Annotated in this window: 18 protein-coding genes; 2 read left to right on the top strand and 16 right to left on the bottom strand. The window is 62.8% G+C overall.

Annotated features, from left to right (window positions below; genetic code table 11):
• Positions 1-5: 5 nt before the first annotated feature.
• From PD282_RS06080 to PD282_RS06030, 11 genes are all read right to left on the bottom strand, one after another.
• Positions 6-299, bottom strand: coding sequence for a nucleoside-diphosphate sugar epimerase (locus tag PD282_RS06080; protein WP_274649449.1), 294 nt, complete (start codon positions 297-299; stop codon positions 6-8).
• Positions 300-448: 149 nt separating this feature from the next.
• Positions 449-1810, bottom strand: coding sequence for a glycosyltransferase family 2 protein (locus PD282_RS06075; protein WP_274649448.1), 1362 nt, complete (start codon positions 1808-1810; stop codon positions 449-451).
• Positions 1811-1970: 160 nt separating this feature from the next.
• Positions 1971-3056 (bottom strand): GT-D fold domain-containing protein, encoded by a 1086-nt coding sequence (locus tag PD282_RS06070; protein ID WP_274649447.1) that lies wholly within the window; start codon positions 3054-3056, stop codon positions 1971-1973.
• Complete coding sequence (locus PD282_RS06065) at positions 3053-3775, bottom strand: sugar phosphate nucleotidyltransferase (RefSeq protein ID WP_274649446.1); 723 nt, start codon at positions 3773-3775, stop codon at positions 3053-3055. The genes PD282_RS06070 and PD282_RS06065 overlap by 4 nt, the downstream gene beginning before the upstream one ends.
• Before the next feature lie 33 nt (positions 3776-3808).
• Positions 3809-4555: a glycosyltransferase family 2 protein gene (locus PD282_RS06060; protein ID WP_274649445.1), complete on the bottom strand. Its 747-nt coding sequence runs from the start codon at positions 4553-4555 to the stop codon at positions 3809-3811.
• Complete coding sequence (locus PD282_RS06055) at positions 4552-5880, bottom strand: hypothetical protein (protein WP_274649444.1); 1329 nt, start codon at positions 5878-5880, stop codon at positions 4552-4554. Before PD282_RS06055 ends, PD282_RS06060 begins: the two co-directional genes overlap by 4 nt.
• Positions 5881-5902: 22 nt before the next feature.
• The gene (locus PD282_RS06050; RefSeq protein WP_338045164.1) at positions 5903-6934 is read right to left on the bottom strand and encodes a glycosyltransferase family 2 protein; all 1032 of its coding nucleotides are present in this window, start codon (positions 6932-6934) and stop codon (positions 5903-5905) included.
• Between the two features lie 336 nt (positions 6935-7270).
• Complete coding sequence (locus PD282_RS06045) at positions 7271-13891, bottom strand: WIAG-tail domain (protein WP_274649443.1); 6621 nt, start codon at positions 13889-13891, stop codon at positions 7271-7273.
• Between the two features lie 155 nt (positions 13892-14046).
• Positions 14047-14742, bottom strand: a complete 696-nt coding sequence (locus PD282_RS06040) for a hypothetical protein (RefSeq protein ID WP_274649442.1) — start codon at positions 14740-14742, stop codon at positions 14047-14049.
• 468 nt (positions 14743-15210) lie between these two features.
• Positions 15211-15663, bottom strand: coding sequence for a hypothetical protein (locus PD282_RS06035; protein WP_274649441.1), 453 nt, complete (start codon positions 15661-15663; stop codon positions 15211-15213).
• 246 nt (positions 15664-15909) lie between these two features.
• A complete protein-coding gene (locus PD282_RS06030; protein WP_274649440.1) occupies positions 15910-18204 on the bottom strand; it encodes an O-antigen ligase family protein in 2295 nt (764 codons plus the stop codon).
• Between the two features lie 237 nt (positions 18205-18441).
• Between PD282_RS06030 and PD282_RS06025 the strand changes: the two genes are divergently transcribed.
• Positions 18442-19155 carry an ABC transporter ATP-binding protein gene (locus PD282_RS06025; RefSeq protein WP_274649439.1) on the top strand — a complete coding sequence of 238 codons (714 nt, stop codon included), beginning with the start codon at positions 18442-18444 and terminating at the stop codon, positions 19153-19155.
• Positions 19152-20393: an ABC transporter permease gene (locus PD282_RS06020; RefSeq protein WP_274649438.1), complete on the top strand. Its 1242-nt coding sequence runs from the start codon at positions 19152-19154 to the stop codon at positions 20391-20393. The genes PD282_RS06025 and PD282_RS06020 overlap by 4 nt, the downstream gene beginning before the upstream one ends.
• Before the next feature lie 222 nt (positions 20394-20615).
• Here the strand turns inward: PD282_RS06020 and PD282_RS06015 are convergent, their stop codons facing one another.
• The 5 genes from PD282_RS06015 to PD282_RS05995 all read right to left on the bottom strand — a co-directional run bounded on the left by PD282_RS06015 (position 20616) and on the right by PD282_RS05995 (position 25952).
• A complete protein-coding gene (locus PD282_RS06015; RefSeq protein WP_274649437.1) occupies positions 20616-21326 on the bottom strand; it encodes a PilZ domain-containing protein in 711 nt (236 codons plus the stop codon).
• A gap of 85 nt (positions 21327-21411) precedes the next feature.
• Positions 21412-23067 carry a histidine kinase N-terminal 7TM domain-containing diguanylate cyclase gene (locus tag PD282_RS06010; protein ID WP_274649436.1) on the bottom strand — a complete coding sequence of 552 codons (1656 nt, stop codon included), beginning with the start codon at positions 23065-23067 and terminating at the stop codon, positions 21412-21414.
• Between the two features lie 116 nt (positions 23068-23183).
• The gene (locus tag PD282_RS06005) at positions 23184-24383 is read right to left on the bottom strand and encodes a class I SAM-dependent methyltransferase (RefSeq protein WP_274649435.1); all 1200 of its coding nucleotides are present in this window, start codon (positions 24381-24383) and stop codon (positions 23184-23186) included.
• Between the two features lie 17 nt (positions 24384-24400).
• Positions 24401-25054 (bottom strand): DUF6483 family protein, encoded by a 654-nt coding sequence (locus tag PD282_RS06000; RefSeq protein WP_274649434.1) that lies wholly within the window; start codon positions 25052-25054, stop codon positions 24401-24403.
• Positions 25055-25118: 64 nt separating this feature from the next.
• Complete coding sequence (locus PD282_RS05995) at positions 25119-25952, bottom strand: alpha/beta fold hydrolase (protein ID WP_274649433.1); 834 nt, start codon at positions 25950-25952, stop codon at positions 25119-25121.
• Positions 25953-25963 lie beyond the last annotated feature (11 nt).

The raw sequence follows: 25963 nt of genomic DNA, 5'->3' as shown, positions 1-25963 counted from the left end.
CCGCACTATTCCTCTTCATTATCGCCGTCAAGCTCTTTCATGACGGAGCCGATGGTCGTCGCCATCGATTCCTGAAGCTCGGCGATCGTGTTTAAATAGGCAACCACGCTTTTCGTCACTGCCCCGGAACTTTGCAGCAGTCCGTCCATGCCGCCGAAATCGGGATGCCGGTCCGGCAGCGCGTGCACCATATGCGCCATCCGCACCGCAACATGCCGCTCCGATTCCAGCACGCGAACCATATGTTGGTGAGATTGGGAAATATGCTCGATCAGCTCCGTCACCGTATGCTGTTGCATGCCGCTGTCCCTCCTGTTCCTTTACCAGAATATGCTCGCGGGAAGCGTGTGATACTGCCGGGATAAGCCGTTCGCGGCATCAAAACGTCAAGCGTTCGAGCGGCCTGCCATGCTGCATCGCCGGACTGCTTCTCACCCTTGACGGCCCGTTACAGCCGCTCTCCTACGATTGCGGGCGCTATGACCGGCAGGCCTTCCGGGAGCATACCGATCTGCTCTGCCGTCAACGGTACCTGCGGCTTATGCTGAAGTCCCCACCGTTCCAGCGCGTTCCTGCTGGCAATGCGCCTCCGCGTGCCTTTTTCAAGGACGTAATGGATATTGTCCGGCCCGGTCACCATATAACCGTCCCCCATATTCCCGGTCCCGCCGTGCCAGCGCGCATGCGCCTCTTCCGCGGCGATCGTCTCGGCGACCGGCCATCTCCGCATGTCCGTTTGCGATATACGGACGACCGGGATGTTCGCCTCGCCCGCGATCGGCCGTCTCGTGCCGCTTTCGATCCAGTAAGCCGTATTCGTTGTTCCTTTGACGGCGATGCCTTCCGGGAAAAAAGACGTTTCGCTGAGCGCCGGAGGCTGACCGATGCTTTCGACACCGCCCGGCAGGCGGATCATTTCTTTGACCATATGGACCAGCGAATGCGGATTGCCCCACTTTTCCTGGTAAAACTGCTGGTTGCGCTGGTTCACTTCAGCCAAGTGACTCCCAAGCGCCCTTATGCTGATGCTGCCGTAATGATGAATGAACGTATCGCCGGCAATGACAAGCGAACGGCCCTGCAGCCGGACGCGGATATTGTAATCGTCGTCCTCGAAATTGCCAAGCGCGAAGCCTTCGTCAAAATAACCGGTTTGCTCCCACAATTCCCGGCGGAACAAGAGGCAGACGCCTGCCAGCCGGTCGATTCGCTTCCATTTGGAGCTGTCGGAAACGTTATGCTTCGCGGCAAAAGCCTGCATATCTTCGATTTTGGTATAAGGCACTTGGATTTGCTGATCGCCGCTGATGTAATTGGTCACCGGTCCGACCATGCCGATCGCCGGATCGCTCGACAGGCACAGCAGCAGATTGTCGAGCCAGCGTGCGGTGACGACCGTATCGTTGTTGAGCACCAGCATCGTCGTTCCTTTGGCCATCATCAGCCCGACATTCACGGCGCCGGAGAAGCCCCGGTTCGTCTCGAGAATCCGGTAGCGCACCTTGCCGCCGGCGCGGCGCAAATAATCGGCCGTCCCGTCCTTCGAGGCGTTATCGACCACGATGATTTCATAAGCGGGCCCGGTATACCGGTTAATGCTGTCGATGCACTGCCTCAAATAATGGACCTGATTATAGCTTGGAATAATGATACTCGTGCCGTTGAAACGCGTGCCGTAGCTTTCGGAGCCGGAGCGCAGCCCTTCCTGGTAACCGGCCTGGAAGCCGGCGCGAAATCCGGACGGACTGACGGCTGCCGGCCGGGCAGCCCGCCGTTTGACGCGGCGAACCGCAGGCTTCTTCCGTTTCATCGCTCTCCCCCTCCTATGTTCGCATTCGATTCCCGAAAGCCGCCGATCGGATAAAATGCTCCCTCGTCCGATGGGTGCGAGGCTCGGCGTCACATGACGGTGGTCAACCACATGCGTTCGGATAAAACGTGCCGCCGTCCAATTGCGGAAAGGCTCGGCGTCAATGGAGCAGCGAAATCTCGCCTTTGACGATCGTATCCGCCATATGGCCGAAATCGAGCGCCGTCTTTCCTCTTTCCGCCGCAATACGCCAGCAAATGACGACGGCGGGTATGCCCGCGGATACGAGTGCCAGATCGAACGGGGCATTACGCGCTTCGCGCATCACCCGGTCGATATCCGGAAAGCCCCGCACGGGGCTGATGACGCCGGATATGGCACAGCCTGCATCCGTCAGCACGCGCGCGAGCTGAGGCGCGGCATTGCCGATAAGAAGCAGGCGCCTGCCCCTCAGCAGCGGCATGAGCAGTCCGGCCTGATACAGGCTGTAGTTGATCGTCGAGACCGTCATGCGAAGCGAGCCCGGATCGATGCCGTGACCGCGCAGCGCCGGATAAAGCAGCGGCTGAAAATGCTTCTTCCTGGACTGCGGCACGCCGACGATCTGCGAGTGCCGGATCGCCTGCGCCAGCTGATCCCGCGCGGCCAGATCGGGCGGCACGACGCCGGCATACGGCAGAAAGCGCCCTTCCCGCTCAATGGTCGCGGCATCGTAAACGACGCCTTGCGCCAGCGCGAGCAGCTCCCCGTCGCCAAGCCGGACGACCGAGCAGGGCCGTTCTTCGGCGATGGCGCTGTTCATTTCCGCGAAAACGCCGTTTACGTCCAGCAGCGGATAACATTGCGGCAGGTACGCCTGAACGCCGGCGGCGACGATCTGCCCGAGGCTTACCTCCGGGAGCAGCAGATTCGGGGGCAAACACTGCTCCAGCAGCATTTCTCCCCCTTCATATTTACCGAGCTCGTATGCGGATTGGAGTTCTTCAGGGCCGTGTCCGCCCCTCGGCTCCTTTTTCGCCGTTTTCCGGGCAGGGCCGGTGATCCGGAGCTTCCGGCCGGCGCGGGGCCATTTGCGCGCCGAGCGTTTGACGCGGGAGCCGCTTCCCGCGCGGGCCCGTCTTTTGCGGGCAGGCCGTGCGGATCCCGTCTTGACGGCGGCGATAACCGCTTTTGCCCGATCCGCTCGCCCGGTAAATGCCGGCGCTGACGAGGCGGAAACCGGCTTGTCGTTTCCCCGTCCGTTCATGGCGCTCCCTCCATCATCCTTGCCGACGCTTCCTGCAGCGATTCGAACGTTCCCGCATCGATCAACCAGCCCTCCATCGTCCGGTGCGCAAGCAGTCCGGCGGAGGCATACGCGTTGTTGACGTCGGTAATTTCCAGCTCGCCCCGTTTGGACGGCTCCTGCCGTGCGATGAGACGGAATACCGTTTCGTCGAACAGATAAATGCCGGTTACGCAGAAATCCGTCTGCGGCTGCGGCGGCTTTTCCTCGATCCGCTCGATCCGTCCGTCAGGGCCGAAGACGGGGACGCCGTAACGGTGCGGATCCGGTACCCGCTTCAGCAGCACCATCGCCCCTTCCGGCTGCTTCTCGAATGCTGCGAGATGACCGGCCAGCGGCTCCTCGAACAAATTGTCGCCGAGCAGGACGATAAATTTTCGCTCGCCGCCGACAAAAGACTCCGCCAGCTCCAGCGCCTGCGCGATTCCGCCTGCGTCCTCCTGGATGCGGTAGGTGAGCAGGACGCCGAATTCGCGCCCGCTTCCGAGAAATTCCGCAAACATGCCCGCCGCTTCCTTGCTGGTCACGATCAGGATATCGGTAATTCCCGCTTCCTTCAGCTTCTCCAGGCTGTAGCTAATCATGGGAAGCCTGCCGACAGGCAGAAGATGCTTATTCAGGATTCTGGTTAACGGCAGCAGCCTCGTGCCGGTGCCGCCGGCCAAGATCACAGCTTTCACTTGAACACACTCCTCTTCGCCGCAATCGGCCCTCTACATGAAAGTCGACGGATCGATCCGCCATTTTTCGATAAACCGCCGCCGGTTCGTCTTCACCAGCCGCTGCAGCTGGCCCGGATCGGACCGTTTGAAGCTGACGCTTCCTTCATGGTGAACGAGAACATCCGGACACATAAGCAGGCCAAAGCCGCTCATCCGGGCCCGCAGGCAGTAATCGTCATCCTCGTAATGGCCCGGGGAAAACCGTTCGTCCAGATCGCCGATCCGCTCGTACAGCTCCCGTTTGAACAGCATGCAAAATCCGATCAGCCGCTGCACCTGCACCGGAGCGAGATCGGGTCGTCCCCTCCGCTCCGCCGCGATGCGCTGAAAATCGGCCATGTCCGCAAATGAAACGTCGATCTGCTGCCTGCCGCTGCAGTAGTTGGTGACCGGCCCGGCGATGCCGGCATCCGGAATGCCGGTCAAGGCGGCCGTCAGGCCCGACAGCCACCCCGGCATGACCGTGACATCGTTGTTCAGCAGCAGCAGACCGTCGCCGCGGGCGTACCGCAGGCCGACATTGCAGGCGGCCGGAAATCCGGTGTTGCGAGGCAGCGACAGCAGATGCACCCGCTCGCCGGCGCACCATTCGTCCGTTCCGTCAGTTGAGCCGTTGTCAACAACGATCAGCTCGTACGGGGTCTCTGTCTCATCGGTATGCTGCCGAACCGCTTCGACCGTCCGCTTTACCAGCTCCAGCGCATTATAGGTCGGTATAATAATGCTCGTCAGCTTCATTGTCCGCCGCCTCCCGCGGCGATCCGCCGCCTGACTTTGTCCCGGAGCGCAAGCCTACCTCCCTGAATCGCCATAGCCGCCCTTAAGGCGGCGATATGGTCGCCGATTTCCCGCGCCGCCGCGGCCGCCGTGCTTTGCCGTCCGGTCCGGATGTACCGGACCGGACACCGGGCAAGCTTCAGCCTGAGCGCAAGCGCAGACTGATGAGCCATCGCCGGAACGGACATCGAATCCCGTCCCACGGCGGCCATCGCTTTCCCCGACCAGGCGCACGGCAGCGCGGAGGCTGAATTCGCCTGCAGTTCAGGACGTCCCAGCGACAGGTTGACGAAAGCTTTGACCCGCGAGACGTTATCCCAGCTGTTGAACGTGCCGAGCGACGCCGTCCGGTCGGCCAGCGCAATGTCCGCGCCGCCATTCACCGCCGCCAGAAACGGCGCAAGCTCTTCCGCGGCGAAGCGCGCCCCGCCATCCGCAAACAGCACGATATCCGTCTGCGTCAGCCTCGCTCCGACCGCGCGCCCCTCGTTCGGCCCAAGCGGCTGCGCCGCATGGACGACCGTAACGCCGGGCACCGAGCGGGCGGCCTGGAAGGCCGCCGTACCGGAGGTCTCCTCCAGCACGACAAAAACGTCCTGCAGCGGCAGCCGCATCATTTCCCGGAGCGCGCCGGGATCAAGATCCGAGCTGCACGTGACAACGGCCGAAGCCGTTTTGCCGACCGCGACCGGCAGCCAGCCGGGACTCGGGATATGCAGCGCTTCGGCATAGCCGTTTGCGTAAGCACGCCCCGCCTGAAGCGCGGCACCGGAAGCGGCGGACATCCGGAGACGGCCCGCATGCTGCGTCCAGCCCCGGTTCATGGCAAGCTTCCAGGACGCCGGATCGGCCGGAGGCGTCCCGTTCTTCAGCATCTCCGCCGCATCGCGACGCCCCATCGCGTAAAAGGCCGGGCTCTTCCCGGCCGGCAGCGCGCGCCCGGATCCGCGAAGCCGCCGGGCGCCCGGCGCCGGCCGGCGCGTGAATTTCCGTCCGGCGGATCTAGCCGCCGACGGACGCCGCTTCCGGCCGGCATTACCCGCCGCCGGCCGATAGGTTCTCCGGGCCGCAGCCCGTGCGGCCGGACGGGCGGCCTTACGCGTGCTGCCGCCGGAAGCGGTCCGGACGGCCGCATTCGCAGAAGTACCCCGGGCAGCAGGCCGGGTACCCGTGCCGATGCCGCTGATGACCGCGACCCGGGCGATTGGCTCTTTGCCGGCCCTTGCCGCCGTCCGGACAGTACGACCGGCGGCTTTGCCCGGCATTATTTTCGTTCTTGTCCGCATGAACTCACCTCGCCGTTCCCGATTATCGCCCGTCATTCCGCATTCCTCCGCGCCCGTCCGTTTGTCCGTTCAGCCAATCGATCGCTTCCAAATGATCGCCGACGATCAGTACTTCCAACGGGTTGGTGCGCTCCCGGCGAAGCCTCGGCAGGTTCAGCCTGCCGACGTTCACTCTCCTCACCGGATGGACGCGCAGCCCGAAATGAACCGCCTTGGCATGGGCAAGCGGAGGCACGGACAGCGCTTCCGCCCCGATCGCGTCCAGCGCGCGGCGGCTGATCGCATGCGGAACGGCCGTCATCGAGGTGCCCATTAAATCCGGCCGCCTCAGCATCGCATTCAGGGCATGCTTGGCGAGGACGACGTTGTGAACGATCTTTTTGGCTGTCGGCCCGGAATAATTATTCAAGGCGACGTCGATACCGTCCATGCGGACGCGATCGACGAACGTTTGAAGCACGGAAGCCGGAAGCAGCATGTCGCCGTCGATAAACAGCAGCACATCGCCGCGCGCCGCGGCTGCGCCGACGCTGCGGCCGACGTCATGACCGAGCGGCGCGGAAAACTCGATGACGCGCGCGCCGTGCTTTCTTGCGATCGCCGCCGAGCCGTCGGTCGAACCGTTCGCGACGACGATCACTTCTGCGCTCGGCCCGATTTTCCGGCTTTCGCGCACGATACGGCCGATCAGGCGCCGCTCGTTCATGACCGGAATAATGACGGATACCGCTGGCGAATCCGTCCCGGACCGTTCGTCCTCCATCCTTTCCGTTCCAGCCCTTTCAAGCTGTTCCGGCAGTCCAAAGCCGCCGGCCGAAGAGACCGGCCTCCCCGCCCTCCCGGCACCGGCAGCCGGCCTCCTGAATAACGTGCGGCGACTCGACTTGCGCGCGGAAATCCGGGAAGGCACGCGGGCTGCCCTTGCACCGGAGCCCTTCCTCCGGTTTCGGCCTCCCGAAGTGCCCGCCCCGGACCGCCCGATGCCGGGGCGGCCGCTTAACCGGGCGGAGGAACCGCGCCGGTTCGGCCGGCTGCCGCCAACAGGTTTGCGCATCGTGATCACCTCTTGTTCCGGAATGAGATCGTATGCTTGACATTTTCTATCCATTGTATGGACACGTAGAACGAAGCGTAACGGCAGATGTACGTCAAGGCCATCGCCTTCCCGAACCGCGCGTATCCGGGAACGGGCGCACGCCGGCAAGGCAAACGGGCCATACTCGCCGGAAAGACAAGCAGACGGAAAGGGGAACCGAAGAACGGAATGGAAAAAGCCTTCATCGACAGGAGCGTAAAGGGGATGCAAAAAGGAGTGCTTGTCCGTGATGCGTGAAAAAAAGAAAGGCCCCCTCTCCGGGAGCCTTGACAGTTGTGCGATGGATCAGTCTGTTCAGCGGATGCCGATGGCAATCCAGTTGAACAGCCCTTTCGGTTCGGGACTGATCCGCGTACGGACGATCGTCACCTGAACCGCCTCCCTCGATTTCGTCTTTACGACGGCGAAGCAGGAGGGCTGATCCGTCGTCGCGACGAAGACGTAGTTATCGCCGGCGAACGGCTCTTCGAACTCGACGGTAATATCCGTCTGTTCGCCTTGAGCGGTAAAGTCGTACGGCGCCAATCCGAACTGCTGGAATGCGCCGGTATTTCGCCCTGTCGTACCGATCGGCGTAAAGTCCAGCTTTGCGCCGCTGACGGTGCCGTCCTGCAGCCGAGACCCGTCAACCGGCTCGTTTTGAAGCTCAGAGGCGACTCCGTCGGCGAGGTGCTCCGCCACGATGGCGCCGGGCGCAATTTTCGCCCCGGTCACGGCTCCGTCGGCAAGCTGCACCGACGTGAGGCAGCTTTCCGCAAGCCGCAGCCCTGTCAGAAGCCCCGGCGCCAGCTTTTCTGCCGTAATCGCGCCGTCACTCAGCGCTTCCGCGCCCACTGCACCTGCGGCCAGCTTCGAGCTTGTTACTGCTCCGTCGCTGAGTGCTTCTTCGCTTACTGCACCTGCGGCCAGCTTCGCGCTGGTTACTGCTCCGTCGCTCAGCGCTTCTTCGCTTACTGCGCCTGCGGCCAGCTTCGTGCTGGTTACTGCTCCGTCGCTCAGCGCTTCTTCGCTCACTGCGCCTGCGGCCAGCTTCGCGCTGGTTACTGCTCCGTCGCTCAGCGCTTCTTCGCTCACTGCGCCTGCGGCCAGCTTCGCGCTGGTTACTGCTCCGTCGCTCAGCGCTTTTTCGCTCACTGCGCCTGCGGCAAGTTTCGCACTCGTTACCGCCCCGTCGCTCAGCGTTTCTTCGCTTACCGCGCCTGCGGCAAGCTTCGCGCTCGTCACCGCGCCGTCGCTCAGCGCTTCCGTGCTCACTGAGCCTTCGGCCAGTTTCGCGCTCGTTACTGCCCCGTCGCTCAGCGTTTCCGTGCTCACTGCGCCTTCGGCCAGCTTCGCGCTCGTCACCGACCCGTCGCTCAGCGCTTCCGTGCTCACCGCGCCTTCGGCCAGCTTCGCGCTCGTTACCGAACCGTCGCTCAGCGCTTCCGTGCTCACTGCGCCTTCAGCCAGCTTCGTGCTCGTTACTGAGCCGTCGCTCAGCGCTTCCGTGCTCACTGCACCTTCAGCCAACTTCGCGCTCGTTACCGACCCGTCGCTCAGCACTTCTCCGCTTATTGCACCTGCAGCCAGCTTCGCACCGGTTACTGCGCCGTCGCTCAGCGCTTCCGTGCTCACTGCGCCTTCGGCCAGCTTCGCGCTCGTCACCGACTCGTCGCTCAGCGCTTCCGCACTTACCGCGCCAAACGCCAACTTCGCGCTCGTTACCGACCCGTCACTCAGCGCTTCCGCGCTTACCGCGCCAAACGCCAGCTTCGCGCTCGTTATCGACCCGTCGCTCAGCGCTTCCGCGCTTACCGCGCCAAACGCCAGCTTCGCGCTCGTTACCGACCCGTCACTCAGCGCTTCTTCGCTTACTGCGCCTGCGGCCAACTTCGCGCTCGTTACCGACCCGTCACTCAGCGCTTCTTCGCTTACTGCGCCTGCGGCCAACTTCGCGCTCGTTACCGACCCGTCACTCAGCGCTTCCGCGCTTACCGCGCCAAACGCCAGCTTCGCGCTCGTTATCGACCCGTCGCTCAGCGCTTCCGCGCTTACCGCGCCAAACGCCAGCTTCGCGCTCGTTATCGACCCGTCGCTCAGCGCTTCCGCGCTTACCGCGCCAAACGCCAGCTTCGCGCTCGTTACCGACCCGTCACTCAGCGCTTCTTCGCTTACTGCGCCTGCGGCCAACTTCGCGCTCGTTACCGACCCGTCGCTCAGCGCTTCTTCACTCACTGCACCTTCGGCCAGCTTCGCGCTCGTTACTGACCCATCACTCAGAACTTCTCCGCTTATTGCACCTACGGCCAGCTTCGCACCGGTTACTGCGCCGTCGCTCAGTGCTTCCGTGCTCACTGCGCCTTCGGCCAGTTTCGCGCTCGTTACCGCGCCATCGCTCAGCGCTTCTTCGCTTACCGCGCCTGCGGCCAGCTTCGCGCTCGTTACCGACCCGTCACTCAGCGCTTCTTCGCTTACCGCGCCAAACGCCAGCTTCGCGCTCGTTACCGACCCGTCGCCCAGCGCTTCTTCGCTTACCGCGCCAAACGCCAGCTTCGCGCTCGTTACCGACCCGTCGCTCAGCGCTTCTTCGCTTACCGCGCCGTCCGCCAGCTTCGCGCTCGTTACCGACCCGTCGCCCAGCGCTTCTTCGCTCACTGCGCCTGCGGCCAGTTTCGCGCTCGTTACTGACCCATCACTCAGCACTTCTCCGCTTATTGCGCCTACGGCCAGCTTCGCACCGGTTACAGCGCCGTCGCTCAGTGCTTCCGTGCTCACTGCGCCTTCGGCCAGTTTCGCGCTCGTTACCGCGCCATCGCTCAGCGCTTCTTCGCTTACCACGCCTGCGGCCAGCTTCGTGCTTGTTACCGCCCCGTCACTCAGCGCTTCTTCGCTTACCGCGCCAAACGCCAGCTTCGCGCTCGTTACCGACCCGTCGCCCAGCGCTTCTTCGCTTACCGCGCCAACCGCCAGCTTCGCGCTCGTTACCAACCCGTCGCTCAGCGCTTCTTCACTAACAGCACCAGCGGCCAGCTTCGCGCTCGTCACCGCACCGTCGCTCAGCGCTTCTTCGCTCACTGCGCCGGCCGCCAGCTTCGCGCTCGTTACCGACCCGTCGCTCAGCGCTTCTTCACTCACTGCGCCAGCGGCCAGCTTTGCACTTGTCACTGCCCCGTGGCTCAGCGCTTCTTCGCTTACTGCGCCTGCAGCCAGTTTCGTGCTCGTTACCGCGCCGTCGCTCAGCGCTCTGGTGCTCACCGCACCTGCCGCCAGCTTCGCGCTCGTTACTGCGCCGTCACCCAGCGCTTCCGTACTCACTGCACCGGCCGCCAGCTTCGCGCTCGTTACCGCGCCGTGGCTAAGCGCTACCTCGTCTACGGAGCCTGCAGCCAGCTTATCGGCCGTTACCGCGCCTTGGCTCAGCGCTTCCGATCCGACGGAGCTGGCCGCCAGCTTCTCGGCCGTCACCACGCCATCCCGCAGCGCTTCTTCGCTTACCGCGCCGGCGGCCAGCTTCCCGGCCGTCACCGCGCCGTACCTCAGCGCTTCCGGGCCTACGGCGCCGGCCGCCAGCTTCGGCGACGTGACCGCGCCATCGCTCAGCGCTTCTTCAATGACGGCGCCTGCGGCCAGCTTCTCGGCCGTCACCGCGCCGTCCGCCAGCGCCGTTTCGCCGACCGCGCCGTCCGCCAGCTTCGTGCTCGTCACCGTTCCTCCCGCCAGCGCTTCGGTACTGACCGCACCTGCCGCCAGCTTCGCGCCGGTTACCGATCCGTCCGCCAGCTCATCTCTGCCGACCGCGCCTGGCGCCAGCTTCGCGCTCGTCACCGACCCGTTCGCCAGTGCTTCCGCGCCGACCGCACCTGCAGCCAGCTTCGCGCCGGTTACCGACTCGTTCGCCAGTGCTTCCGCGCCGACCGCACCCGCAGCCAGCTTTTCGCTTGATACCGCGCCGCCGGCCATCTTCTCGCCGGTCACCGCGCCGTCGAGCAGCTGCTCCGTTCCCACGCCTCCGGGCGCAAGCTGTGCCGCTCCGATCGACCCGGGCTTGATTTTCTCGCCTGTCAGACTCCCGTCCGGCGCTTTATCGAACAAGAACAATTCGCCGGCCAAATGCGCTTGCGAAATCGAGCCTTTGCGGATGTGATAGCCCTGAATGGCCTCTGCTTTCATATGCTTGCCGGCAATCGTCTCTAGCGCGATATGCTCACCGCTGACCGCGAGCGGCGATATTTTGGCGCCGGTCACCGAACCGTCCGCCAGCTGGGCGGAGCCGACCGACGCATCCGACAAGTGCTTTTGCAAAATGCTTCCTTCGCGCAGCTGCGCGCTGCCCACCGAGTCGGCTGCCAGATGCTCCGCGCTGACGGCAAAGTTCGCGAGATGCTCCCGGTCAACCGCGCCGGCCTGAATCGTTCCCGGGCCGACCGCTCCAATCTGTAAATGAGCTGTGCCGACGCTGCCTTCGGCGAGCTTCTCCGAAGTAACCGAGCCGGCGTTCAAATGGAGGTCCCGCACGCTGCCCTGCGCAAGGTGCACGCCCAGAACCGACTGCTCCGCCAAATGCTTGCTGCCGACGGCTTCGGCGGCCAGATGAACCCCCGTTACCGCCCCTTCCGCCAGATTATAGCCGGATATGGCCCCGCCTGCGATGCTGTCCGACCGAATCGCTCCCGATGCCAAATGGTGCGCTTCGACCGAACCGTCGGCGAGATGTCTCGATTCGACGGCGTCGATGGCCAGATGCTCCGCTCCGACCGATTTCGGGGCCAGCTGCTCGCCGGTTACCGCATGCTTCGCCAGCTTTGCTTTCGTGACGCTTCCGTCCGCCAGCTTGCCGGTCGTAATCGCCCAGTCGGTCAATTTGTCCGTCGACACGCTTTCCGGCGAAAGCTTGAGCGAATTGACGGCATGATCAGCCAAATGGTGCGAGAAAACGGCTCCGGGTGCGAGGTGCGCCTCGTTGACGGCGCCGAACGTGAGATGCTCCGCCTTGACCGAGCCTTCCCGCAGCGCTTCCGCGTCGACGGAATCCGGCGCCAGATGGTGCTGCTCGACCGCGCCGGGCTGAAGATGCTGCTTGCCGACGGCTTCGGCCGAGACGGCCTCCGCCGTTACCGATCCGGCAGCCAGGTGGAAAGCGCGGACAGCTTCGGGCTGTATAATATCGGAGCTGACCGATTCATTGGCCAGATGGCGCAGCCCGACGGCCTTTTTGGCGATCTGGGCGGAGCCGACGCTGCCGCCCGCCAGCTTCGCCGCCGTAACCGCTCCATCCGCCAGCTGCTCGGTACCGACCGAGGCGGCCACGATATGCGCCTGCTCGACCGCGCCTTTGGCCAGCTTCTGCGTCGTAACGGAACCGTCGGCCAGCTTCGCGGTCCGCACGCTCCCGTCCGCGAGCTGCTTGGTGCCGACCGCCTTCTCGGCGAGATGGGACTCGTTCACGCTGCCGCCGGCGATTTTCTCGGCCGTAACGCTTTGCGGCGCGATGTGCCGGGTAAATACCGCCTCGTCCGCCAGCTTGGCGCCGATGATGCTTTGGTCGGCGATTTTCGAGGAGGTTACCGCATGGTCGACCAGCTTGATTGTGGAGACCGACTGGTCGGCCAGCTTCGGCGACGTGACCGCCGAATCGATTAAATGCGCCGGGCCAATCTCATTGTTCGCGATGTGCGCGCCGTTTACGGCCCCTTCCTGCAGCTGCGGCGAGCCGACCGCGCCGGCCGCGATCGCTTCGGATTTGACGGCCGCGGACCGCAGCTCTCTTGCTCCGACCGCTCCTTCGGCCAGATGCTCGGCGTCGACCGCGCCCGGGGCCAAATGCTTTCCCGTCAGTGCGCCGGCCGCAACGTGCTCCGCAAGCAGCAGTCCGGGCTTCAAATGGAAGGAATCGACCGCGCCCAGCGCGATTTTCTCGGAAGTCACCGCCTGGTCGCGAAGCTTCGAACGCGTCACGGCGCCGTCCGCCAGCTTCGAGGTATGAATGGCGTCGTTAGCGATATGCTCCGACCGGATCGTCCCGCTTCGCAGCTTATTGCCCGTGACGGCTTGATCCTCCAGCAGATCCGTCGTAATGACGAAAGGCTTCAAATGCTTCGCTTCGATGGAGCCCTCGGCCAGTTTGTCGGCGCTGATCGTGCGGTCCGCCAGCTTCACCGACGACACGCTGCCGTCGCGGAGCTTCTCGCCCGTAATCGAGCGGTCGCGGATTTTCGAGCCGGAAATCGCATTCTTGGCCAGGTGGTCGCTCGTGATCGATTCGGATGCGATTTTCGATGCACCGACCGCACCGTCGGCGATTTTGATGCTTTCCACGGCAAAATCGGCAATGGACTGCGTCGCGACCGCTCCCTGCCGGATCCGGGAAGTATCGACCGCCCCCGGCGCGATTTTTTCCGCCGTGATCGCCTCATCCGCGATATCGTCGGTATAAACGAACGGAACCGGCGCGTCCGGAAGCTTCCGTTCTTCCGCCAGCTCAGCCCTGGTCTCCGGATCGTATTTCAGCGTTTCCCGGATATCCGGCTCCGGTTCCGCCGCGTCTTCGGCTTCAACGATGGCAGGCGGTTCGCTCTCCGGCTGCAACGCCTTTTCCCTGGGAGCCGTTTCCACTTCGGGATCTGATTCAAGCCCGGGCGGAAGCTCCGCTGCGGTCTCCGTTTCCGGCTGCTGCTGCTGCTCGTAAAAGGCGGACAGAGGCGTCTCCGCCTCCGGAACGGCCGCCGCGGCTGCCGGCTGAAGCGAGATAGCCTCCTCTTTGACGGGTGCTTCGGGAGCCGTGCTTATCTGAACCGTTTTCGTTTCGGCGGCTCGAGCGGCGACGCGTTTTTTATGCTGCAGCTCGTCAATCCACTTCAACTCCGAAGCGTTCGGATTGTCTACATAGTATAACGGCTTGCGCCCTCTGGGCCTCTTGCTTTTTTTGCTGTTCGCCATAGCCCTCTCCTTCTTCAACCTGAAATGTCATAAGCATCATATGCATTTACCTATGGGCAGGTCACATGAAGAATAGGGAAAAGGCGGTAAAAAGGAAGCGGGCGCCGCTGGCGAACAGCCGGCGGGACCGGCAGTCCGGAAGGCGGACGCCCATTTTAGGCAAACGGCACCCGGATCGACTGAACGCCTTTCGACAGCGTGGCCATAAACAGCTCCGGTCCGCACCAATCGATGTCCGTAACCGGCACCCCCGGCTTGACCGATTGCAGCGTAAGCCGATCGGCGAGTCGGCTGATCCGAAAAAGTCCGCGGTCGGAGCAGACGTAGATTCGCCCGCGGCAGCTGGCGACGGTATAGATGAACAGACCCGGAAAACGCACGGTGCCGAAGCCGCCCCGCCCGTCGCTGGCGACGAGTTCGCCACGGTCTCCCGAACCGTAAAGCGTGTCGCCGCCCGCCGCCAGCGAAGTCACGGCGCATGGGAGCGGATATGAGGCCCACCGGTCCAGCAGCCGGTCGTACAAGCCGATGCCCCGCTCAAGACCGGCGTACAAAAACTGCGGCGAAAACAAAAAATCGTAAACGGCGGCATTTGGAAAAGCCGCCTCCTTCCAGCTCCCGTCCGACCCGAAGAAGAGGCCGGCCTGCGTCGCTGCGAATGCGATTTTCCATTCTTCCTTATACTGGTAGCATGGCCGGCCGTCATCCTGACGCACCCATTTGCCGGCATCCAGCTTATACAGCCCGCGGCTCGTGCAGGCGTACGCGGTTCCCTCCAGCTGCTGCAGACGGTTTACGACCGTTCCTGCAGGCAGACCGTCCGACAGCGGCGACCAGCCGCCGCGCGGCATTTTCCGAAATACCCCTTTTCCCGGTGAAGCGGCTATTAAAGTACGGTCCCCAAAAACCTTGAGCGCGGTAAAATCAAGCGGTTGCGTCTGCCGGCCCGGACCACGGTCAGGTATCATCAATCGCGGTTCAACTCCCTGATTTGAACTCGGCGGGCGCCGCGTGCGGCGGTATGTAAATCGGCAGAATAAAGCGCCCCGCTGATTTTATTTTAATTGATAATGATTATCATCGTCAATTAGTCGGAGGGGAGCTTAAACAGCATTTTGAGTTTCGATCGGATTGGAGCTGAAGGAGAAACGGTCGTATTCTTTGCCATTCGAGGGACGCAGGCTCGTTCAAAAATGCGGCGGACGCTCACGGCTGCCGTGAGCGTCCGCCTTTTACGGGAAAAGTCCGGCTTTTGCCGGCGCACAGCCGATGAAGCTCGTCCGCCCGGCAGTTTATAAGGCGGCATGGCAGCCCGCCGGTTAACCGATAACGGCGAAAGCTTCGATGCCCGCCGGAAGTGTGCGCTGACGGAATATCTGACCGTTATTGGAGAAAATCGTCAGCCGGTAGCTGACGTCCGTTAACGTGCCGATGTTTCGGAAGACAGCCACGCCGAAGTTATCGAAGCGCGCTCTTGCGACAACCTGACCGTTCCGGCTCAGCTGCGCGAAGAAGCCGTCGCTCGTATTAAACGGAACGCCGTTGTTCTGCACCCAAACGATCGTCAGCGCCCTGAGCAGCGGACGGGACCCCGTTCCGGAGCCGGTTCCGGTTTCCGCTCCGGCCGTCTCGCTGCCTCTGCTTGGCTTGGTGCCTGCACCAGCCGTGCTCGTGTCGTTCCGGGTGCGCACGTACAGTTTTTTTACCTCGCGGAGGCTGATCGCTTTTCCTTTGCTGGAAGCACCGCGCCGCGGTTTCACTGATTTTGCCATTGGTATTCACTCCTTCCGACCTGTGATGCTTCAGCTTATGCGGCCGGAAAGAAGTTGGATTGGACAATCCTCATGATCGCGCGGCATTTATTTTGATCCGGGCGGGGCAGACGTTTCGCGGCGATGCCGGGCGGCAGCCGTTTCGCGGCGATGTCGGCGCACGTGCGTGACTCTCGCGGCACGGTGAGTCCTCGCACGTGCATGTCCGCTCGCGGCAAAGCAGTGGCTGCCGCTTGTGGCACGGCATCACGGCGCGGCGGTCATGAGCAGATCTTCCAGCAGCCGCCTGCTCTCCGCCGCAGCCGACTTCGCCGCGGCCGTGACGGCAAAGCCGCGGCTGCCCGCATCCGTGCGCGAGCGCTCGGCCGCGTAAGCCGCGTAAAACTCGACCGCGGCCAAGGCGGCCGAAGCTGCCTCGCGCAAACGGCCGGCGGCTCGCAGGTCCCCCGCGAGCCGCGTCATGGCGACAACCGCCGCGGTTTGACCCGCGCGGTTAAACCTGTCGTACCGCAGCGCGAGGCGAAAGCCCGCCTCCGCCTGCGGTACGTCCCTGCGCTCGGCATACAGCCGGCCGAGCGCCAGCAGCAGCGGCACGGACTGCGGCTCATACCGCAGTCCGGCCGCAAGCAGCGCCGCCTGCTCCGGCGGCGGCGCCAGCGGCGCAAGCTCGAGGCGAATCCGTGTCCAATACGGATTCGCCTCGAGCGCCGCGCGCAGCGCGGCCTCCCGCGCAGCGCCGGAGGACGCCGCGGCCGCCTCGCGGTGCCGCGCGGCAAGCTCGAACCGCCAGCCGTATACCGCGCCGGCGGCAAAAATGGCGCATGCCGCGAGCGCAGCCGTTACGCGCGCCGCAGCGGCAAGCTTTTGCAGCCGCCCGGATCCGGCTCCGGCTTTCGCGGCTGCGCAGCCGCCCGGCGGCGGATCGCCCCCGCTTCGCTCGCTCGAGGGCGGGCTTGGCGCCAGTCCAAGTCGCGGCAAAGCTTCCGCCGCCGCTGCATCGACCGCTTCCGAAGCTCGCTCCGCCGCCACTGCATCGATCGCTTCCACCGCTCGCTCCGCTCCTAGCCGCCATTCGCCGTACAGACCGATCCAGGCGTACAGCAGCAGCCAGAAAGAACCGAACGCCATGTCAAAGTCGATGGCGGCATGCAGCAGCAGAACCCCTGCGGGCAGCAGCCCGGCCGGGTCGCTGCGCCAGACTTTTCTCAGCAGCAGCGCCGTCGTCGCCAGAAAAACGAACAGGCCCGCAGCGCCCAAATCGAGCAGCAGCTCCATATAGCCGCTGTGAACTTCGTTTCCGACGTAGGGCTGCGACTGCACCTGCGTGAACAGCATCCGCCAGGTGTCGCCGCCGCGGCCGAGTAGCGGCGCTTCCCCGACCAGCCGCAGCGCATCCGCATACATCCGCCCCCGCGAGGCCGCCGTTTGGAAATGTCCGGCAAGCCGGCCGTGCACAGCCGGCGGCAGCAGGGCGGCCAGCGCGGCCGCGCCCGCGAACAGCACGCCCCATGCGGCGAGGGCACCGCATCTGCCGCCGGACCACAGGCGCACGGTCCGGATGAGCAGCAGCCCCCCCGCGGATGCGGCGGTGATCAGCACCAACAGCACCGTGCCTGCGAAATCGGCCCCCGCCGAGCCATTCCCGTCTCCATACACCGATACGGTCCGCCAACCGCCGCCGAAAACAGCCCTGTACGCCAGCCCGGCGCACGCGAACGTCCACCCGCTGCCGAGCAGCCAGCGCACGCGGCCGTTCCCTTTCATCAGCGCCAGGCCCGCCGTCCAGCAGACCGCGGCTGCCAGCCAGGCGCCCCGCGACTCCGTCAGCAGCAGAACCAGCGCCCATGGCACTGTCTGCGCCGCCGCAGCCGCCGATATCGCAAATCGCGGGCCGGAACGGGCCAGAAGCGCCAACTGCCACAGCAAAAAAGCCCCCGCAGCCGCCCCCAGGAAATTCGGATCCTGGACAAAGCCGCCCAGCCTCGCGCCGACGGCGGAAAGACGGACATCTCCGGTCATCAGCACGAACCCGGGAAACGCGAACCACCCAAGCCAGCCCGCCAGCGATGCCCAAACCGTAAATGCCCCGGCCGCCTGCAGGGCAGCCATTAGCCTGATCCGGCCTCCTTTAAAGCCGGACCAAATCGCAACCGCCGCCAAAAACGCGCCGTAAGCCGTCCATCGGAGCGCCTGGCTGGCGGTGCCGTGAACGGAAGCCGGATGCCGCAGCAGCGCCAGGCCGTACATCGCCGCCATCGCGAGCGGCCCGTACGCCGCGGCGGGCAGCGCGAACGCCGCAGCGGCAGCAGCGGTCCGCCCCCGGTTCCAAACCCGGCGCAGTGCGGAAGCGCCGGACGCCGGACGCGTTTCCCGCCGCCGCAGTTCATGCCAAACCGCGCACGTCCAGGCGGCCGCGAAGCCGGCAATGAGCATCCATACCCACGGATAAAACATCGCATCGAAGAACAGGCCGTTCCGGCAGACCGAGACGATCAGCACCGCCGCCGTCGCCGCAGCGACCATTCCGAGAACAGCAGCCATTCGCATCACCCGTTTCCTCGCCGCCCTATGATCGTTTCCTGCTGCAGCCTGAGCGGCCTTTTCCTACAGCTATGGACAAAACAGGCGGGCGTCATACGGCATTCCCAGCACTTTTCCAGCTGCCCGCAAACTTTTTTCGCCCCCGGCTCGTTATGAGCACAGAAACGCAGACAGCGGACAGCCGAAACGGATAAAGCCGAGACTCCCGCTGCCTGCTAAAGACAAGGAGGGGTTGTGATGATTGAACTGCAACGAATCGAGCATTCGTTCAAGCTCGGGCGAAAAGGCGGCGAACGCCTCGTCCCCGTGCTGCGTGGCATCGATATGAACGTGTACGAGGGCGAAATCGTGACGCTGATCGGGCGCAGCGGCTCGGGCAAATCGACGCTGCTGCATATCATAGCCGGCTTTCTGCATCCGACTGCGGGCCAAATCCGCATTGCGGGGCAGGATACGACCGGCTTCAGCGAAGGCCAGTGGGCTGATTTCCGCCGGCGGCACCTTGGGGTTGTGTTTCAAAACTTCCAGCTGATCCCCAGCATGACCGCATTTCAGAACATTGAGCTGCCGCTTGTACTGCAGGGTGTCCCGGAGGGCGAGCGGCGCAAGCGGACGATGGAGCTGCTGGAGCGCCTCGGCATGGCCGAATACGCCGAGCATTATCCGAGCGAGCTGTCCGGCGGGCAGCAGCAGCGAACGGGCATTGCCCGCGCGCTCGTCCTGAACCCGCCGCTCCTGCTGGCGGATGAACCGACCGGAAGCCTGGACAGCGACAACGAGTCGCAGTTCCTGCAGCTGCTCCAGTCGCTGAACCGGGAGCACGGCATTACGCTGCTTGTGATTACGCATGACGATAAAGTGGCCGCGATCGGCAACCGCACGATCCGCATCGAGGACGGCAGGCTTCCGGATGCCGCGGACAGCCGCAGGATGGAGGCGGCGCAGCGATGAAAACGAGCGATAAAATCCGGTTCGTCCGGCAAAACATGTACAAAAACAAATCGCGGCTGTTCATGACGATATTGGCGACGGCGATGGGCTGTTCGTTTCTGATGATGATTGCGTCCGTCGCCTTCGGCCTGCAGAAAAGCTACGTCGACGATACGCTGAAGGACCAGTCGCTGACGCAAATCCAGATTCACGGGAAGTCGGAAGGCAGCGATTTCGCCCCGGTTACCCCATCCGACATCGAAGCCTTTAAAAAGCTCGAGCACGTCAGCGCGGTTACCGCACAAATCCCGATTTCCGGCAAATCGAGTCTGGAGGGCTATTTGGAGGACACGCAGGTCCTCATGACCGATTTCGAGCAGGAAGCGAAGTCCGGACTCAAGCTGTCGCAGGGCCGGATGCCCGCATCCGCCGGCGAAACGATTGTCGGCTACAACTTCGCGGAGCACCTGATGAAGGATGGGAAAACGGCGTACAGCGGCAGTCCGCTCGGCCGAACGATTTCGCTGAATGCCATCGGCTACGACCCGTCCGGCAAGGAGCTTCAGCTCGGCACCTATACGCTTACGGTCGTCGGCATCCTGGAGAAGCCGGCGAAGGAATGGCTGCAAAGCACGGAGGTGTATGTGTCCGACTCGCTCGAGAACAAGCTCTTCCCGGATAAAAGCAAGGAACCGCAGCCTGCGGTGAACGTTTACGCGGACAGCGCGGACCATACGGCGGAGCTGTCCAAAAAGCTCCGCGCCGGTCATTATTCCATCTATTCGGTCGCGGATTCGATCCGGCAGATGAATACGATCTTTCTTGTGCTGAAAATCGGCCTTGTGTTCGTCGGCACCATCGCCGTGCTGATCGCATCGATCGGCATCTACAACACGATGACGATGGCCGTCACCGAGCGCTCGCAGGATATCGGCATCATGAAAGCGGTCGGTACGCATCCCCGAACGATCCGCAGCATTTTTCTGCTGGAAAGCTTCGGCATCGGCGTCTTCGGCTCCGTCATCGGCGCGGCGGTCGCTTACGCGCTCAGCACGGCGGCCAATTCCATTCTGCCGTCCGTTATCGCCGCCGCGACGGAGGACAGGCCGCCGGATGACTTCGTCTTCTCGTACATCCCGCTGTCGCTCACGCTCGTGAGCGTCGGCATCAGCCTCGGCGTCGCCGTGCTGTCCGGCATGCGCCCCGCGGCGCGAGCGACGCGGATCGATGTGCTGCGGGCGCTGCGCCGCGATCTATAAGCCGGGAAGTAACGGCAGGCGCCGTCCTCTGGCGGCGGTGCAAGCTTTTAGATCAATAGAGAACGTAACGCGAAAATTTGATACGCAAAAACAGGCTCCTCCGAACCGCTTACGGTTCGGCCGGAGCCTGTTCCTCTTGAACCGATGAAACGCCCGCCGGAGAACGGCAGCGCCTTTTTTCCATTCCGGTCCGCCTCAAAACCCGTCAGCAGGAACGTGCTGCTAATTGCCTTTGGCCGTTTTCTGCTGCTTCGCCCGGTAGTAGATGGCAATTTGCTCGCGCAGCAGGAAAGCCCGGAGCGATCGCTGCCGGACATCATCCAGCTCCATATACCTCGCGCCGAAGTAGCACGGCTCCGCATCGTTGTCCTTGCGCACGATTTCGAGCCGGCACTGCAGTCCGCCGCCGATCTCGATCGTGGCGTCGATGATATCGTCCCGCTGCAGCTCCGGACAGCCGGTTGCCACAAAGCCGATCCCGCTTAAGCTGATATTGACGACCGAAATGTCCACCGTTTCCGACGATTCGATTTGTTCGAGTCCGTCCTTCGTCCGGACGACACGGTTCAGCTTGCGCTCAAACGAACCGCCGAGCAGCACCTCCACGCGCGGCGACTCCCGCTTTTCCTCCAGTCCGGCAAGCGCGCGCGGCGGAAAAATGACCGCCAGCGAGTTTTCCGCTTTCGCGATGACGGTCGATTCCAGCCGGTGGATGCCGACGGGGGAGTAGATCGTCAGGCTGACCGGGTCCCCGAGCTCGAACGACTTGTATTCCGACATCTCGATTTCCATCAAGTCTCCCTCGACGTGGGCAAGAATACCGGTCGATACATACGCTTCCTTTTCCACGACCGTGCGGCTGTGAATCAGCGACTTGACCTGAAATTTTGCATCGGCGCCGTCGTAGCTATCCTTCGCGAACGTTGAAATCATCGTGGTTCCTCCTCCAAACAAAATGAAAAAGCGCCGTCCCCTCACATTTGCACACGCCGGCGCGGGCAGCTTCGCAAAATCGATGTCAATCCATATGTACGACCCGGTTGCGGCCGTTGTCCTTCGCCCGGTATAACGCCGCATCGGCCCGGGCGAACAGCCCGCGCAAATACGCCTTCGGGTCTTCGGCGGCCGCGTTCGGCACCGGATCGACGGCAAGCACGCCCATGCTGATCGTGACGGACAAAAACCGGTTGTCCCCCGCTTCGATCCGGTTGCTTTCCACCGCCTTGCGGACGCGCTGCGCCAGCATTTCGGCCTGCATGCCGTCCGTATGCGGCAAATACACGGTGAATTCTTCGCCGCCGTAACGGGCCAAAATATCCGACCCCCGCAGCGTTCTGCGCACAATACCGGCCGTTTCCCTGATCACTTCGTCGCCGGCCAAATGGCCGAATGTGTCGTTGACCTTTTTGAACAAATCGATATCGAACAGAAAGATGGCGAACGGGGCTTGCAGCCGGATATTCGTTACAACCTCCTGCTCCAACAGCTGCATCAAATATCTCCGGTTGTAGCAGCCGGTCAGGCTGTCGGTAATCGCCATGTGCTCCAGCTTCCGGTTGGCTTGAAACAGCTCGTCCTGCATATACATGAGCGCTCTGTTCCGTTCCTGCAGCGCTTCGTTGTGCCGCTTCGACTCGTTGATCAGCCGGCGCAGCTCGGTAATGTCCTGCAGCGTGATGACGCGGCCCGCCGCCTGCTTGCGCACCATAATCGGCGCCGCCTGAAGCGAAAAGTAGAACCGCGAGCCCCCGTACGTTACGGCCACCTCCAGCTGTGCCCGTTCCGGCGGATCCATGCGATAAGCCGCCAGAAACGAAGCGGGGTCTCCTTCGGGCCGGACGGATTCGAGCAGCCGTTCTATATTCAGCCGATGTCCCGCTTTGACGCCGAGGCGCTGCAGCGCCGTCCGGTTCATCTCGACGATCCGGTCCCGCTTGTCCAGCACGACGACGCCCGCGGACATCGTATCGAATACGTCCTGCTGGGCGATTTTGACGATATCGAACATCCTATATCGCTGCAGCGAAAAAACGAATAAAATGTCCGATATCAAAATGCCAAACGACGTAAATCCGGGGATGATCGGCAGCCACCTTGCAAGTACGACGTTGAACACGATATCGAGCAGGGCGAAAAACGCCAGCACGAACATCCCCGTGATCGCCTTGCCGATATGCGGCCGGTTATGCACGGAGCGGTCCGACCGGTAGGCAAGCCACAGCAGCCGGAACGATTCGAGAAAATAAGCTCCGAGCATCGCCACCATCAGCCAAAAAGCGGGGCCGTACCGGCGCTCGACGTACGAGCCGCCTTCGGCGGTCATAAAGATGCCGGCCGGATTCCACAACAGCAGCATGACGACGGCGAGCGACGGAAGCAGCAGCCTTAGCAGCGTTTTGCGCGTCAGCAGGTAGGTTTCGTCGGTTAAAAACTTCGTAAACAGGAGCCAGCCGAAGCCCAGCATGGACAGTCCGGCGAAAGAAACGTTTATGTATAAGTGCTGAAAAACCGGGTTGGTTGTCGTATGGACGGCAAACTGGCCGAGCGGCCAGAGCATCATAAAGAAATGAAAGAGCAGATAGACTTTATGAAGAATCGTAATCGTGTTGGTGACGAATACATAGATGAATAAAGCAAGCAGAATGAGAAAAAAGCCTAGGTCGAGCCATGTCATAAGTCCCAAAACCTTTCAGTCCAAGGATGAAATTTTACCTGGGACCATCTCTATTCTCTCTCATTCTATCATAGAACCCATTTGTTCGACAATGCGCCGAAAGCGCTTAAAAGGCTTTATTTGACGGTATTTTTCGACCGGCTCGCGATATTTTCCAAGCGGCCGGAGAGCGCCTTCTCCAAATAGGGCGAAAGTTGCAGACTGTCTCTGAACCGCTCATATTCCATCCATTTTCCGAGCGCATCGCCGCCGCTTCCCTTAACCGCCCGGATGAGGATGTTTTTCGGCGTATGCTCCGGATCGATAAACTCCAGCATTTGCACGCCGTAGCCAAGAACGCCGAGCAGCTGCGCGCGCACGGCGTCGGTCGCCAGGGCGGCAAAGCGCTCCTTCAGCAGCCCGTGGGCGAGCAGCGGCTGCAGCGTATCGCTCTTTACCTGACGGAACAGCTCGTGCTGGCAGCAGGGAACGGACAAAATGACCGAAGCGCCCCATTCCACCGCTTTCGCGAGCGCGGCGTCCGTTGCCGTGTCGCAGGCGTGCAGCGTCACGACCATATCGACGCGAAAATCCCCTTTAAATTGCGCGATGTCGCCCGTCTGAAAGCGCAGCTTGTCGTAGCCGAGCTTCGAGGCCAGCCCGGAGCAGAAGGCGATGACGTCCTCCTTCAGATCGAGGCCGACAATCCGGATGTTCAGGCCATGCTGAACGGCCAGAAAATGGTACAGGGCGAACGTCAAATACGATTTGCCGCATCCGAAATCGACGATGCCGATTTCCTTGTCCGCCGGCAGCTCGGACAGCACGTCCGCGACCATTTCGAGGAACCGGTTGATTTGTCTGTATTTGTCCTGTTTTTTGGCGGCGACGCGCCCGTCCGGCGTCATAATGCCGAGCTCGACAAGAAAAGGCGCGGCTTCGCCCTCTTGAAGGATCCGCCGCTTCTGCCGGTTATGCTGAAGCGAAGCAGCGTCCGGCTTGGCCGTAGGCGGTCTTCGCAGCACGGCTGCTTTGCCCTTTTTGCTCAGCAGCACCTGCACGTCCGCCTCGGTTGTTTTAAACAGCGCCTGCCGGTAATGTCCCTGCAGCCACTCCGCCATCCGGTCCGCCGCCTCGCGCTGCGGGACGTTCTCATGCGTCACCTTGTCCGGCCGGTGGTATTCGAACTGGTAGTGCAGCCCGCCCTTCAGCTCAACCAGGCGCACCGCCATTTTGCCGGGAAAGCCGCCCTCCTTGCTGCGCGGCTGGCTGAAGGTCGCCTGTCTCAACGTCCCCTGCTCCACCCATGCCCGCAAATCCGCCTGCCATTGTTCCATCGTTTCGCTTTCAGCTCCTATGCCTGCTTTTGTTTCGATATCCGTTCCAGCCCGTCCTGCACTTCTTCCTTCGGAAGTCCGCCGGCCGCAAGCGATTCTTCGGGCAGCAGCAGCAGCCGGCTGTAAAAATCGGCGGCTTCCTCCGGCTCCGCCGCGCCGTCCTCCAGCAGCTCAAACAGGACATTCTCCGCCTGATCGTACCGCCCTTCCAGCTCGTGCCATTCGAGCATCAGCCGCTTGGTCTGCTCCGGCAGCTCATAGTCGGCAAGCTTCAGGCGCTGCTCCTCCGCTTCTTCGGACGGGGTCCGCAGCATCGGAGGGGCATCCAGTATGGCCAATCTCATAAATAATTGGAACGCTTTGAGCCGAACCGGAAACTCCAGCTCGGGCCGGTTCATTTCGGCGTGAATGTCCGCCTCTTCCTTCAGCAGCAGGGATATGGCATGAAGATTCGCCGTCTCGACCACGCCGTTCGTCGTCATGATTCGCACGAGATCCTCATCGGACAGCGACCGGATCAACACGCCGTTCAGCCTGAAGCGCTTGTTCAGCTCCTCGTCGATGAGCTGCAGCGCCTCCTCCTGCTTCTGCTGCCTGCGCAGCCCCATCACTTGCCCGACGGCCTCGGTCATCTGCCCGATCAGCCGCATGAAATAATCTCTTTGGAACATAACCGTTCCTCCCTCCCGGTCCCGAAGCCGGAAAATCCGTATTCTCCCGCTTCCTCCCGATGCGTCAGACCTGACGCACGAATGCGTCCAGCTTCTCGAACAGCTCGGCCGGCGCTTCGATCATGCTCATATGGCCGCTGCTTTCGAGCAGCGCCCGGGTAACCCCCGGCCCATCGGCGGTAAACACCTTCTCCGGCGGAATGAGGCCGTCCTCCGCCCCCGCCAGAAGCAGCCTCGGGACGGCGAGCCCTTCCAGCACCGCCCTCCGGTCGGGCCGCTCCTTCATGCCGAGCGCCGTCGCCGCCGCGCCCGCTTGCGTCGTTTCATAGCCCGCCTCGATCATCCGCCGCACCTGATCTCCCATCGATTCGCGGTGCGCCGGCGCAAACAGCTTGGGCACGAGCCCTTCCACGAACGGACGGATGCCGCCCGTACGAATCGTTTCCGCCGCTTTATCCCGGCCCAGCTTCGCTTCGTCCGAATCTGGCATCGCCGTCGAATGGACGAGCGCAAGCGCGCGCAGCTTCTCCGGATACCGCTCGGCAAAGGCAAGCGAAACGTATCCGCCGAGGGAGTGGCCGAATAGATAAGCCCCCCCGATTTCCAGCTCCTGCAGCAGCAGCCCCAGATCGTCCGCAAAGTCGTCCATCCGGTATACCGCTTCATCCGGCGCTGAGCTGCCTCCGTGTCCGCGCAGATCGGGCGCGATCACGCGGCCGAGGCTTTCCGCCATCGGCGCGATGCGCTCCCAATAAACGGAGCTCCCGCAAAAGCCGTGCAGCAGGACGATCGCCTCGTCCGGCGCCAGCAGCCCGCCCTTGCTTCCCGAGTCGTAAAAAGCCGTTTCCATTCCGTTTGTAAGCCGGATTTTGCGATTTGACAGCGACATCGTGTTCATCGTCACATTCA

The organism is Paenibacillus humicola (assembly GCF_028826105.1).
Classification (GTDB): domain Bacteria; phylum Bacillota; class Bacilli; order Paenibacillales; family Paenibacillaceae; genus Paenibacillus_Z; species Paenibacillus_Z humicola.
Note: the sequence above shows the minus strand (reverse complement) of the source record. Positions and strands in the feature narration are given on the sequence as shown.

What these genes read in the sequence shown, in the direction of transcription:
- PD282_RS06080 (WP_274649449.1), bottom strand. Translation starts at nt 299, where the DNA reads ATGCAACAGCATACGGTGACGGAGCTGATCGAGCATATTTCCCAATCT.
- PD282_RS06075 (WP_274649448.1), bottom strand. Translation starts at nt 1,810, where the DNA reads ATGAAACGGAAGAAGCCTGCGGTTCGCCGCGTCAAACGGCGGGCTGCC.
- PD282_RS06070 (WP_274649447.1), bottom strand. Translation starts at nt 3,056, where the DNA reads ATGAACGGACGGGGAAACGACAAGCCGGTTTCCGCCTCGTCAGCGCCG.
- PD282_RS06060 (WP_274649445.1), bottom strand. Translation starts at nt 4,555, where the DNA reads ATGAAGCTGACGAGCATTATTATACCGACCTATAATGCGCTGGAGCTG.
- PD282_RS06055 (WP_274649444.1), bottom strand. Translation starts at nt 5,880, where the DNA reads ATGCGGACAAGAACGAAAATAATGCCGGGCAAAGCCGCCGGTCGTACT.
- PD282_RS06050 (WP_338045164.1), bottom strand. Translation starts at nt 6,934, where the DNA reads ATGCGCAAACCTGTTGGCGGCAGCCGGCCGAACCGGCGCGGTTCCTCC.
- PD282_RS06045 (WP_274649443.1), bottom strand. Translation starts at nt 13,891, where the DNA reads ATGGCGAACAGCAAAAAAAGCAAGAGGCCCAGAGGGCGCAAGCCGTTA.
- PD282_RS06040 (WP_274649442.1), bottom strand. Translation starts at nt 14,742, where the DNA reads ATGCCGCGCGGCGGCTGGTCGCCGCTGTCGGACGGTCTGCCTGCAGGA.
- PD282_RS06035 (WP_274649441.1), bottom strand. Translation starts at nt 15,663, where the DNA reads ATGGCAAAATCAGTGAAACCGCGGCGCGGTGCTTCCAGCAAAGGAAAA.
- PD282_RS06030 (WP_274649440.1), bottom strand. Translation starts at nt 18,204, where the DNA reads ATGGCTGCTGTTCTCGGAATGGTCGCTGCGGCGACGGCGGCGGTGCTG.
- PD282_RS06025 (WP_274649439.1), top strand. Translation starts at nt 18,442, where the DNA reads ATGATTGAACTGCAACGAATCGAGCATTCGTTCAAGCTCGGGCGAAAA.
- PD282_RS06020 (WP_274649438.1), top strand. Translation starts at nt 19,152, where the DNA reads ATGAAAACGAGCGATAAAATCCGGTTCGTCCGGCAAAACATGTACAAA.
- PD282_RS06015 (WP_274649437.1), bottom strand. Translation starts at nt 21,326, where the DNA reads ATGATTTCAACGTTCGCGAAGGATAGCTACGACGGCGCCGATGCAAAA.
- PD282_RS06010 (WP_274649436.1), bottom strand. Translation starts at nt 23,067, where the DNA reads ATGACATGGCTCGACCTAGGCTTTTTTCTCATTCTGCTTGCTTTATTC.
- PD282_RS06005 (WP_274649435.1), bottom strand. Translation starts at nt 24,383, where the DNA reads ATGGAACAATGGCAGGCGGATTTGCGGGCATGGGTGGAGCAGGGGACG.
- PD282_RS06000 (WP_274649434.1), bottom strand. Translation starts at nt 25,054, where the DNA reads ATGTTCCAAAGAGATTATTTCATGCGGCTGATCGGGCAGATGACCGAG.
- PD282_RS05995 (WP_274649433.1), bottom strand. Translation starts at nt 25,952, where the DNA reads ATGAACACGATGTCGCTGTCAAATCGCAAAATCCGGCTTACAAACGGA.